This window comes from Ralstonia sp. AU12-08 (assembly GCF_000442475.1).
Classification (GTDB): Bacteria; Pseudomonadota; Gammaproteobacteria; order Burkholderiales; family Burkholderiaceae; genus Ralstonia; species Ralstonia insidiosa.
Genome location: NZ_ASZV01000003.1, coordinates 133,747 through 145,830, shown reverse-complemented (window position 1 = coordinate 145,830; position 12,084 = coordinate 133,747). Strand labels below are relative to the sequence as shown.

The following is a 12,084-nucleotide window of genomic DNA, read 5'->3' as shown; positions in this document are numbered from 1 at the left end:
GCAAGCGACGATTCGCACGGCGAGCGAACGTCAACCGTGAACACGCAATGTGCCATGCAAGAGAGTCCCCGCCTCGTGAGTATTTTGTGGTTGTGCTGTTATGTACGGCGTCTTATGGCTGGGACTGTAGCGAAGAAAACACGTGCAATCACGCGCGACGGCGCATTCCCCTACAAAAGGGTGAGACACAAGACCAACACCTCGCGTGCGGAGTGGCGTCGGCTAACAGCGCTGCGCCAGCACGTCCTCGATCAGCCCGGTGACGGCTTTCAGAACGCGGTCGCGCGGCAAGCTCTGGTAGCGCACTGCAATGGTGCGTGCGGCGTCGCGGTACTGCGGATTGGCCAAGGCATCGTGAAGTACCTGGCCGAAGCGGGCCTCCACATAGGCGGGCAGGATCCCCAGGCCGGCGCCCGTTGCGGCCACACGCTCGGTCACCATCAATTGCTCGATATGCAGCGGCAGCAGCAACATCGGCACGCCGGCCAATAAGCAGTTCAATGCCGTGCCATGGCCTGCGTGGGTGATGGCCAGCGTGCAGCTGGGCAGCAAGGGCGCCATTTGCACAGGCCGCCGGAATAGCCGCAGGCCGCGGTGGCGGCTCGCCAGTTCGTTGCTGATATCGGGAATGACGGCAATCACCTCGGCGCCGGACGCCTCCAGCGCCGTCAGCACGGTCCCCAGCCAGGGCTGCGTGTGCAGATATACAAAGACGTGCGGCTTGTTGGGCTGCTGCCATTGCACGCGTTCGCCGGTATCTGGCTCAGGCACTGGCCCCAGGAAGGTGGTGCCGGGCGGCCGCGATGCTGCGTAGTGGTCCAGCTCCGGCAGCGTCAGCAGCCGCGTCTGGTCTGCGGTGAGCAATGTCGTCAGCGCCTGCGGCTGGTCGAACAACGCCTGGATGGTGCGCTCCACTGCCGCCTGCGTTTGCGCGCGTGCCTCGGCGTGGTCCGCTTCCCACGGCCGGAAGCACGGCGCCGGAGACAGGGTAGGGGGGATGGTGAAGCCGGTGCCGACCTGGACGCTGCGAATGCCTGCCCGCTTGGCCGCCAGCAAGGCAAGCGGCGCGTGCTCGATCACCACGAGATCCGGTTCGAGCGCGGCGTACAGGTGTTGCCAGGCCTGCACCATGCCGCCCAGCAGATCGGGTTGCGTGGCGCCGTAGGTGGCAAGAATATCGACGTAGGTCGCAATCTCGCGGCCCAGCGCCGTGATGTCTGCAGGGGCGGGGCAGGCAAACCAGCGGATGCCATGGGGCGCCAGATAGCGCTGGGCCAGGGCCATTGGTTTAAGCCCGAACATCACCTCATGGCCGTTTGCCTGCAGCGCCAGGGCAATCGGGAGCAGGCGCCACAGGTGCCCGTGGTTCTCACCCAGCTCCCACGCAAAAACGATCCGGCTCATGCACTGTCCTGGTGCGCGGTGTTGTGGGCCCGAGGGGGCATGCGAGGCATTCCTGTGCAGCGTGTGGTGTTGAGGTAGCGCAGGGATCTTATAGAAATTTCCACATTGCGCGGAACTTTCCAAAAACTGAGACGCACGGTCAAGACTGGCCCAAAAAACATCGTCACTATCGGGCCCGACACACATGTGTCAGCAGTCCGGGGGGAGTCGGTAGCGGCTCAGGGCTGTCGGTCAAACGCTCGCTTGCGGCATTCGGTGCCGCATCAAAACAGAGCCAGCCGGCAGGTTTGCCTGATCCAAGAACGTAGCTTGCAGAGGCGCGCAGAACATAACAGCGCCATTTGCCGGGAACGTACCGGATTGCGAAACGGGGAAGTCGTTCGACGCAAGCAAACCGCAACGTGTTGAGGCTCGGGGAAGCCGACAGGCAGGCCTTGAGCCTCAACACGTGTGCCGGGGCGCGGCTCGGATTGGCCCTTCAACCGCCTATCTCAGGTACAAAAACAATGGCTCAACGCAATCAGTTTCCTAAACAGAGCACCTTGACGCTGGCAATCGCGGCCGCGCTCTCCAGCATGGCCCCGGCCATCGCTGCGGCCGATACGACTGTCAGCACCTCGCTCACCACCCTGCAGACCTGGAGTACCGGCAACTACACGGTGACCGGCGCTGGAAACATCATCACTTCCAACACTGCGCTGATAAGCTCTGGCGTCGTCGGCACGCTCACCAACAGCGGTGCGATCACCGGGCGCTTTGTTGGGATGGCCTCTTACGGCGGCTCGATTGATACGTTGAACAACATGGCCGGCGGCATCATCAGTGCTAACGGCCAGGCAGGGAGCAACGGTGCGAACGGCGGCACCCTGCTTCCACCTGCGCCGCCGATCCCGGGGCCTGGAGGGGCAGGTGGTGCTGGCAACACAGCGTTCGGCCTCCAGGCAAGCAGTATCACGACGCTGAACAACAGTGGCACGATTCAGGGCATCGGTGGTAACGGCGGTTCCGGTGGTCTGGGCTTGCCCGGAGGCGCTGGTGGTGCTGGGGGCGGCGGGATTGGGCTGCTCAACTCCGCGTTGATCACCACGTTGAACAACGCTGGCACCATCCGTGGCCAGGGTGGTAACGGTGGCGCTGGCATGTTTATTGGCAACGGTGGTGGTGGCGCCGGCATTGTGAACTCCGGGACCATTGTCGCGCTCAGCAATACCGGCAACATCAGCGGATTCGGTGGCACTGGCGCGGGCACCATCGTGGGCTGGGGCGTCGGCAACAGGGGCGCGATCAACACACTGAGCAACGCTGCGAGCGGCACCATCCAAGGTGGTATGACGGGCGTCTACAACCTTGGCGGGATCGGTACGTTGACCAATAGCGGGGTGATCAACGGCTCGCATGTGGGTATCTACACCAATCGCATCATCGGCACGCTGACCAATAACGGCTTCATTACCGGCAGCGATTACGCGATCCACAACGATACAGCCGGCACGCTTGGCACAATCACCAATGCGGGCACGATCGCGGGCAATATCGTTAACAATTCCGCGCAGAGCCTGAATATCAATGGTGGAACGGGCACGACGTTCGGCACGCTGACCGGCTTTGGCGGAACGATCGGCACCATCGCCAGCCCCAGCGCGGGCGTCGTATTCGGCTCGGGCAACCTGGTGTTGAACGACAACATTGGTGTCGCAACGACCCCCCCTAACCTGGCCAGCGTTCGCGTTGCCTCTGCCGCCCCGACCCCCACCGGTCAGGTGGCCGTGAGCAACACGGGCGCAGTCCTGCAGGTCAACAACGCAATCAACATCTTCGGCACCTACAACCAGAGCGCGGCCGGTACGCTGCAGATTGGCGTGAACACCGGTGCGGTCGCCAACGGCGCCCTGACGGGCGACAGCGGCTATGGCCGACTGATTGTCTCGGGCGCGGCGAACATCGCTTCGGGCTCGGCTGTTTCGTTTGCGCAGGTCAACCCGTATCCGTTTGCGGCCGGCCAGCGTTATGTGATCGTCGATGCGTCCAGCACCGGCACGAACTACAACGAAGGCACGCTCCGGTATTCGATCCGCGGCTACAACAGCGTGCTGACGGGTGCGAACGTCACGGCCAATGGTCGTAGCGATCTGGTGGTGACCGTGGTCAGCGCAGCTCTGATCCCGACCACGAGCCCTTCGCCGGCACCTGCCCCGGCACCGGCTCCCGCGCCTGCCCCGGCTCCCACCCCGTCGGCGACCGTGCCGAATGCCCAAGCGGCACTCACCGGCCTGTCGCAGTACACCGGCATCAGCGATCCGGGCCTGCTGAACCTGTACAACGCCTCGATGGCGCTGAACCTGGGCAGTAGCGACGCGGCCAACCGCGCCGGCAAGCAACTGAACCCGGTGTCGCAGGGCTCGACCGCCCAGGCCGCACTGGCACCGACGCTGGATGTGCTCAACATCATCTCCACGCATGCGGACAGCGTGCGCCTTGCCCAGGCCGGCGGCCTGAGCGGTGTCTCGACCGGTGAAGCCGGTCCGGCATGGGGCGTGTGGGGCCAGGCATTCGGCGGTCACGCACACCAGGGCCAACGTGATCAGGTGGATGGCTACAGCGCCAACTTCGGCGGCCTGCTGTTCGGCGTGGATCACGCGGTCAGCGATGCCTGGCGTGCAGGCGGCGTGTTCAGCTACAGCAACGCCAAGATCAGCAACACGGGCGACACCGACGGCAACTCGACGCGTGTGAACTCGTTCGGCCTAATGGGTTACGCCAGTTACACGGGCAGCCCGTGGTACGCAAACCTGTCGGCGGGTGCCGTGCAGCAGCACTACGACACCACCCGCGCCGTCAACTTTGCCGGCTTCTCGGGCAATGCCGACGGCAGCTTCAGCGGCACGCAGTACGTGGCCCGCGCGGAAGCCGGGTATCCGTTTGCGACCGCCGTTGCCACGGTCACGCCGCTGGCCAGCCTGACGTATGGCTACCTGCGTCAGAACGGCTATACCGAGTCGGGCGGCAATGGTGCAGCGCTGTCGGTGGGTGCGTCACACACGACGTCGGTCACCAGCGACATCGGCGTGAAGTTCTCGCGTGAGCTGGCAACCTCGTACGGCACGCTCGTGCCGGAACTGCAGGTGGCATGGCGTCATGAGTACAACAACACGCGTACGCAGACGCAAGCCAGCTTCGCGGCCGACCCGACGGGCCAGACCAGCTTCACGTCGTTGGGTGCCAGCCCGGTGACGGATTTGGCGGTGATCTCGGCCGGCGTCAAGCTGCTGCGGGCAAACAACCTGAGCATCAGCGCGCGTTACTCGCTGCAAGTGGGTAGTGGGTATGTATCGCATGCCGGCAGCTTGCAACTGCGCCAGCTGTTCTAACGTCTTGAAGTGATGTGCCAATGGCGCGCCTCCCGAAAGGGGGAGCGCGCTCATTGCTTTATGGGGGGGCGGTCAACCAGACTCCCGCAGGCGGTCCGATCGGACTGGTTTTTCCCCATTTGATTCATTGGAGCCACGCATGTCGAGCGCGCTCAATTCCGACCCAATCAGCATTCCCGAAGCGCTCAACCGTGCGCATGCACACTGGAACGCAGGCCAGGCGGCCGAAGCCGAAATCTATTGCCAGCGTGTGCTGGCGGCGTGGCCGGGGCAGGCCGATGCCTTGCACCTGCTCGGGCTCATGGCGCATGCCTATGGCAACCTGGATCTGGCCATTGCGCACGTGCGTCAGGCTTGCATGGCCCCACGCGCACCCGCCATCTATTTCAGCAACCTGGCGGAGATGTATCGCCAGAAGGGTATGCTGGCCGAAGGACAGGAAGCGGCCGAACGCGCAGTGACGCTGGACCCATCGTTGGTCCCGGGCTGGAGCAATCTCGGCATCCTGCTGCAGGAAGCCGGCAAGCTGGAGCAGAGCCTCGCGTGCCTGGAGCGGGTTGTGGCGCTCACGCCTGATGCGCCAGAAGCGCACAACAATCTGGCCAATACGTACAGGCGTCTGGACAGGCTAGGCCGGGCCGAGCAGCACTACCGCCAGGCGTTGGCGCTGAACCCGCACTATGCCGAGGCGCACAGCAATCTCGCTTTCCTGCTGACTGCGCACGGGCAGTACGACCAGGCCGCCGCAGAGGCGCGCCTGGCCATCGAACTCAGCCCGCATCTGATTGATGCCTACCTGAACCTGGCCGATGCGGAGGCGACGCGCCATCGGCATGCCGCGGCGCTGCAGGCGTTGGATGCGTTGCAGTCGTTTGCACCACAGCATCCCGCCGGACTCGTCGCCCGGGCGAAGGCGTTGAAGCAACTGGAGCGCCTGGACGCTGCGCTCGCGTGCGCACAGCAGGCCGTGACCCTGGCGCCGCGCAGTGCCGAAGCCCATCACGCGCTGGCTCAGGTGCTGCAGGGGCTGGGTCAAACCGACCAGGCGCTCGCGCATTTCGAGCAGGCTGCAACGTTGCCCGGCACAGTGGCGGAAGAGGCATTGGTCGGGTGCGCCACGCTCCTGATGGAGTCAGGCCAGAAAGAGGCCGCTCGGGCGGCGTTCGATCGGGTGCTGTCGATGTTCCCCGGTTCTGTGCGGGTGCTGACGGCGCGCGCCGAAGCCAAGACATTCCAGGCTGGTGATTCGGATGTCGACGCCATCGAGGCCTGGCTCGCCAGCGAGGCACCGAAGCCATTGAGCGAACGCATCACAGCGCATTTCGCGCTGGGCAAGGCCTACCTCGACCTGCAGGATGCGCCGCGGGCCTTCGCGCACCTGCATACCGCAAACCAGCAGAAGCGCTCGACGTTCGGTTACGACGCCAAGGCGACCCGGCAATGGATGCAGCGCATCGCTGAAGTCTTCACCGCCGAGCGGATGGCACCCTTGGCGGGCGCCGGCGCGCAGTCCGATCTGCCGGTCTTCATCGTCGGGATGCCGCGCTCGGGCACTACGCTGGTCGAGCAAATTCTGTCGTCGCACTCGCAGGTCACGGGCGCGGGCGAGCTTTCGACGCTGCGTCTGGTGGTGGAGGGCGCCGGGCCGTTTCCCGATATTGGGCAGGCGCTGACGGCAGCGGGCGTGCAACACCTGGGCCGCGCCTACCTGGACCGTATCGAACCGCTGGCACAAGGTCGACAACGCCTGATCGACAAGATGCCGGGCAATTTCATGTATGCGGGGCTGATTCCGCTGATCCTGCCCGGTGCGCGCATCATCCACTGCCGGCGCAATCCGGTGGATACGTGCCTGTCGTGCTACACCAAGCAATTCGGCGGTGAGCAGCCGTTCTCCTACGATCTGGCGGAGCTTGGCGAGTTCTACACCGACTATCAGAAGCTGATGGCCCACTGGGCCCAAGTCCTGCCGGCCGATCGCTTCACCGAAGTGGACTATGAGCACGTGGTGGATGACCTGGAGGGCGAGGCGCGGCGCCTGGTCAGCTTCCTCGGCCTGCCCTGGGAAGACGCCTGCCTGCAGTTCCACGCAAACGACCGCGTGGTGCGCACCGCCAGCGTCAACCAGGTACGCCAGCCGATCTACACCACGTCCAAGGGGCGCTGGCAGAAGCACGCAAACCACCTCGGCCCGCTGCTCGCCGCACTCGGGATCAGCGCGCCATGAACATGAATACGGTTGATGTCGCGACGGTCGAGCGCCAAGGCCGCGCGCTGCTGGTCGATGGGCGCTTGACCGAAGCGGAGGCGTTCGTACGTCCGTTTCTGGCGTCCGGCACGGGGCCGCTCGTGTTGTGGCAGTTGCTGGCCGACGCGATTCGCCCGCAAGGCAAGATTGCCGAGACACAGGCCATCCAGGAGATGCTGGTTGCCAACATGCCCGGCAATCTCACCGCACGCTTCAACCTGGCGGAAACGCTGCTGCTGCAAGGCAACTTTGAGCGCGGCTGGCGCGAGTATCACCACCGCTACGGCATGCCGCACACGGCAGCGATCGAGCGCAAGGTCCAGCGCCCGCGTTGGACTGGTCAGCCCATCCCCGGCAAGACGCTGTTGATCCACGATGAGCAGGGTTACGGCGATACCTTCCAGTTCCTGCGCATGGTGCGCTGGGCGAAGGAGCGCAGCGGCGCGCGCGTCATCCTGGAGGTGAACGCGGAGAGCGCATCGCTGGCCAGCCGCTGCAGCGGTTTCGATGCGCTGACCGTGCGCGGCAACCTGCCGCCCGCGTTCGACGTGCATTGCGAGCTGATGAGCCTTCCCATGGTGATGGGCCTGAAGCTCGCAGACTTGCTTGGCACAACTCCGTATCTGTCGGCAGACCCGCAGCGTGTAGCCAAGTGGCAGGCACGTCTGGCCGGTTTGCCGCGCCCACTGGTGGCGCTGGTGTGGGCCGGGCGCCCCACGCACGTCAATGACGCCAACCGTTCGATGAGGCTGGTAGACCTCGCACCACTGTGCCGGCCCGATGTCACCTTCCTCTCCATCCAGAAAGGGCCGGCTGCCCAGCAGGCCGCATCGCCGCCGCCGGGTATGGCGATGGTGTCGCTCAGCGACGAGATCCAGGATTTTGAAGACACCGCTGCCATCCTCGCCGTGGCTGATCTGCTGATCTCGGTGGATTCGTCGCCGGTGCATCTGGCCGGTGCGCTGGGCCGCCCTGCGTGGGTGATGCTGCCGTTCGTGCCGGACTGGCGTTGGTTGCTCGGCCGCAACGATACGCCGTGGTACCCGAGCGTGCGCCTGTTCCGCCAACCGTCTCGTGGCGATTGGGGCAGCGTCATGGGTGACATGGCGCAGGCGTTGGCCCAGCTTGCAGGCGGGCAAGGATGATGCGCGCACAGAAACCCCTCTTCTGGCTGCTGTTGCTCGTGTTTTGTGCGCTACTGTCTGACTGCGCGACGCTCGACCGCAACGCGCACGCAGACGCATTGGCGGCACCGTTCCAATTGCATCGAGAGCTGGTGAAGACCGACCACTTCGTCCTGACGGCATTCGCGCGCATCACGCGCCCAGACCAGCCCCTCACCATCTATATCGAAGGAGATGGGCTGGCGTGGATCTCCCGCGTCGAACCGTCTGCTGACCCGACACCGCGCCATGCCACTGCGCTTGCCCTGGCAGCCGCGGACCCGTCACCGAACGTGGTGTACCTCGCGCGCCCATGCCAATTCACACCCATGGCGCTGAACCCGCAATGCGGCGTGCCGTACTGGACTGGCAAGCGCTTCGCGCCGGAAGTGGTGGCAACGATGAATGAGGCGGTAGGCCATTTCGGTGCGAAGTTGCCGGGCCAGCTCGTTCACCTTGTCGGTTATTCCGGAGGCGGAGCGATCGCCGTGCTGGTTGCTGCATACCGTACCGACGTCGCGTCCATCCGTACCGTGGCGGGCAATCTGGATATCGAGTTCATCAACCGTCAGCACGCGGTCTCGGCGATGCCGGAATCCATGAATCCGATCGACGTGGCATCGCGCGTGGCAACGGTTCCGCAAGTGCATTTCAGCGGTGCGGAAGACACTGTGGTGCCGCCGGAAGTGGCGCAACGTTTCGTGCGGGCCGTTGGCGACCGATGCGCGCAAGCCGACACCGTGCTGGGCCTTGCCCACGATGGCGACTGGGCTGGGCAATGGCCCGCGCTACTGGCACTCACACCGATCTGCAAAACACGCTCAGGGGCATGACATGCAACGGATTCCTTCCACGCTTTGGCTGACTGGGCTGAGCGGCGCCGGCAAGACGACGCTCGCGCTGGCGTTGGCGGAATCGCTCACCGCGCAGGGCGTGCCTTGCCGCGTGCTCGATGGCGATGTCGTGCGCAAGCAGCTCTGCCCCGACCTCGGGTTCTCCAGGGAAGACCGCAGCGAGAATGTCCGCCGCGTCGCGCAATGGTGCGCGCAGATCAACAACACCGGTACGTGGGCCATTGCCGCGTTGATCTCGCCTTACCGCAAAGACCGGGATAGCGCTCGACAGATCGTCGGCGCATCACGTTTTTTCGAGGTGCACGTGGCGACGCCGCTGTCGGTGTGCGAAGCGCGTGATCCGAAGGGGCTATACAAGCGCGCACGCGCTGGGGCAATCACCAACTTCACCGGCATCAGCGATGCCTATGAGCCCCCACAGGCCCCGGCGCTTTCGTTTGATACCGGCTGCGAGTCGACGGCATCCTGTGTTGCGGCAACGTTGGCGTTGCTGAGGGGCACGGACGAGATGTTGCCGGCAACGATACGAGGCAACCGCTGATGGCGACGGGGACGTGCGGATTCCGGCGCGTTTGGTGATGTGGGAGCGCGCTCGCACCGCCAAGCGATCCCAGTGATCATCGCGCGCCTGGAAACAGAATTCCGCGGGTGATTCGGCGCTGCCAGCGGACGGCTACGTGACCGGGGTCGCGGGCGACAGGAGCGCGTGGCGAGCAGGGGTTCATACGAGCCCGGAAGAGCGCGTCGACAAGCTGGGCACACGATCCAGCGTTGGATGCGCACCTACCTAAAGTCCTGTGAACCTTAGTTCTCTGATTTCATCTTTGAGTTCAAGAGGGCGGGAGCCCGACGGCGGAACCCCTCGAGGCGAACTTCACGGCAGGTCTCAGGCCGGATGGTAGGCCTTCCGTCTACCCGCGTTTCTTAGGGCTCTTGCATGTGAGATTTTTTGCCAAGCAAACGTATGGCTTTTTATATTGACCAGGCAATTTCAAGGTGAAAATCCATGAATTAACCAATATGAGTGATTATCGAAAGTGATCCGTTGGAATAATCGAGCGAACTTCCTTGGCAGGGCAAATGACGATCATCTCCTTGCGTTCGCCGTTGCCGTGGATGATGGTGGTAAAAAACTAAATTCCTTTTCTTATAAGGGTTTTTTGCCGGTCTGATTTGTCACGTTGGATCTGTGGCGATGTACCTGATCTCAATAAAGAAAAATCATTCTCATCTAAAGGCGTCTCGGGGAGTTCGGCCTATTTATATCTAATACCCCACTAACGAGGGGTGATTTTTCTATTAATAAGTGCGGATTCCTGCCGAAAACCCGTTTGTAAAACAAATCAGCAAGGAGAGGCCCCGCCATGCGTGTCAACGAACCGGTTACCCAGCGCGAATACGAGTTCCCCGACAACGCCACGCTCATGTCGACCACCGACACACAGAGCTACATCGCCTACGCGAACGCGGCGTTTGTCGAGGTCAGTGGTTTCTCCCGAGAGGAGATCGAGGGCCAGCCGCACAACATGGTGCGTCACCCGGACATGCCGCCGGAGGCCTTTGGCGACATGTGGGCCACGCTTAAAGCTGGCCAGCCCTGGACGGCGCTGGTCAAGAACCGCCGCAAGAATGGCGACCACTATTGGGTGCGGGCCAATGCCACGCCAGTGGTGCGCAATGGTCAGCCGACGGGCTACATGTCGGTGCGCACCAAGCCCTCGCGCGAGGAGATTGCCGCTGCCGAGGCGCTGTACAAGGATTTCCGCACCGGCCAGGCCGGCAGCCGCAAGTTCCACAAGGGCTTGATCGTGCGGACCGGGTGGATGGCCTGGCGCTCGGTGTTCCAGGTCATGCCCGTGCGCTGGCGCATTCGGCTCACGTTTCTCACCTTGTTGCCGACGCTGCTGGCCGCGGCGTGGGCGTTCGGCTTGTCTGGCACGGCGCTTGGCGGTTTTGCTGTGGCATTGCTCGCGGCGCTGATGCTGGGCGCCTGGTCATTGAAGGTGCAGATCGCCACGCCGCTGGAAAAGCTGCAGGAGCACGCCCTGAGCGTGGCTTCGGGCGAGAGCCGCAAAGTCGCTATCGCCGACCGCACGGACGAGATCGGCATAACGTTGCGCTCCATCAGCCAGCTCGGGCTGATGTTCCGCTGGTTGATCGACGATGTGGCCGAGCAGGTGGTCAACGTGCAATCGGCCAGCCAGGAGATTGCCAAGGGCAACGGCGACATCAACATCCGTACGGAACAGGCTGCGGCCAGCCTGGAGGAAACTTCCAGCTCGATGACGCAGATGACCGCCACGGTGGCCAGCAATGCAGAAACGGCCGGGCAGGCCAACACGCTATCCAGCGTTGCCACACAGGCTGCGCTTAACGGTGGCCGTGCCATGGAAGAGGTGGTGGCGACGATGGGCGCGATTTCGCAGAGCGCCAAGCAGATTGCCGACATCATCGGCGTGATCGACAGCATTGCGTTCCAGACGAATATCCTGGCGCTCAATGCGGCCGTGGAAGCAGCGCGTGCCGGCGAGCAGGGCCGTGGCTTTGCGGTGGTGGCGGGCGAGGTGCGCGCGCTCGCACAACGCAGTGCCGGCGCGGCCAAGGAGATCAAGGAGCTGATCGGCACCAGCGTTGACAAGGTGGAGTCCGGCTCGCGGCTGGTCGACCAGGCCGGCAAGACCATGGAAGACATCGTCGATCAGGTCAAAAAGGTGTCGTCCATGATCGCCGACATCAGCCTGGCCACCGCGCAGCAGACCGAAGGCATCACGCAGGTCAGCCAGGCCGTCAACCATCTGGATCAGGTCACGCAGGAAAACGCCACGCTGGTCGGGCAGAGCGCGTCAGCGGCAGAAGGCCTGCGCATTCAGGCTACGCGCCTGGTGGAGGCCGTGAACGTGTTCCGCTGAGCTGCTCGCCTGTGCGTGCGAGGGCTGTTGTGCGCTATCGGCAATTGCAAAAACCACGAAATCGCCACATGGCGAATGTGTGGTCTTCGCCTACTATGCCTATGCAGCAACACCCCTTAAAACGCACATCCTCAGGAG

General features: G+C 63.7%; 7 protein-coding genes. 6 read left to right on the top strand and 1 reads right to left on the bottom strand.

Annotation, left to right across the window (positions count from 1 at the left end):
• Positions 1 to 222: 222 nt before the first annotated feature.
• Positions 223 to 1,404: a glycosyltransferase gene (locus tag C404_RS31725; protein WP_021192702.1), complete on the bottom strand. Its 1,182-nt coding sequence runs from the start codon at positions 1,402 to 1,404 to the stop codon at positions 223 to 225.
• A gap of 506 nt (positions 1,405 to 1,910) precedes the next feature.
• Between C404_RS31725 and C404_RS31720 the strand changes: the two genes are divergently transcribed.
• The 6 genes from C404_RS31720 (at position 1,911) to C404_RS31695 (ending at position 11,946) form a co-directional block, all read left to right on the top strand.
• Entirely contained in the window at positions 1,911 to 4,772 is a 2,862-nt protein-coding gene (locus tag C404_RS31720) for an autotransporter domain-containing protein (protein WP_031328697.1), read from the top strand.
• Positions 4,773 to 4,911: 139 nt separating this feature from the next.
• Positions 4,912 to 6,999, top strand: coding sequence for a tetratricopeptide repeat-containing sulfotransferase family protein (locus C404_RS31715; protein WP_021192700.1), 2,088 nt, complete (start codon positions 4,912 to 4,914; stop codon positions 6,997 to 6,999).
• Positions 6,996 to 8,165: a glycosyltransferase family 9 protein gene (locus tag C404_RS31710; RefSeq protein ID WP_021192699.1), complete on the top strand. Its 1,170-nt coding sequence runs from the start codon at positions 6,996 to 6,998 to the stop codon at positions 8,163 to 8,165. Before C404_RS31715 ends, C404_RS31710 begins: the two co-directional genes overlap by 4 nt.
• Entirely contained in the window at positions 8,162 to 9,016 is an 855-nt protein-coding gene (locus tag C404_RS31705; protein ID WP_021192698.1) for an alpha/beta hydrolase family protein, read from the top strand. Before C404_RS31710 ends, C404_RS31705 begins: the two co-directional genes overlap by 4 nt.
• A gap of 1 nt (position 9,017) precedes the next feature.
• Positions 9,018 to 9,578, top strand: a complete 561-nt coding sequence (gene cysC, locus C404_RS31700) for an adenylyl-sulfate kinase (RefSeq protein WP_021192697.1) — start codon at positions 9,018 to 9,020, stop codon at positions 9,576 to 9,578.
• 823 nt (positions 9,579 to 10,401) lie between these two features.
• Entirely contained in the window at positions 10,402 to 11,946 is a 1,545-nt protein-coding gene (locus C404_RS31695; protein WP_021192696.1) for a methyl-accepting chemotaxis protein, read from the top strand.
• Positions 11,947 to 12,084 lie beyond the last annotated feature (138 nt).